At 46.1% G+C, this 271-nt stretch carries 1 pseudogene; it reads right to left on the reverse strand.

The window, feature by feature from the left end:
- Positions 1 to 271, reverse strand: a pseudogene (locus tag SB773_RS31900) (GTP-sensing pleiotropic transcriptional regulator CodY); the annotation flags it as partial.

The following is a 271-nucleotide window of genomic DNA, read 5'->3' on the forward strand; positions in this document are numbered from 1 at the left end:
CCAAAATAAGTGTTCCAAGGCGGTCACCGCCACCGATGATCGGTACCAATGTTGTCCAACCAGAACGGAATACTTCTTTCATTTCCTCAGGGAAAATGGTGTATGGGCTATCTACATCCAGGTTTGCAGATGTTTCTTCTACTTTCAAGAGGCCCATGCTATATTCTTCAGGGAAACGGCGCTCTTCCAGCATTTTGCGAATACGCGCATTGTCCATCTCTTGGTTGATAGCAAAGCCAAGCAGTTTACCTTTGCGGCTTACAACAAAGGT

This window comes from Bacillus sp. SIMBA_074 (assembly GCF_046534555.1).
GTDB lineage: Bacteria > Bacillota > Bacilli > Bacillales > Bacillaceae_G > Bacillus_A > Bacillus_A mycoides.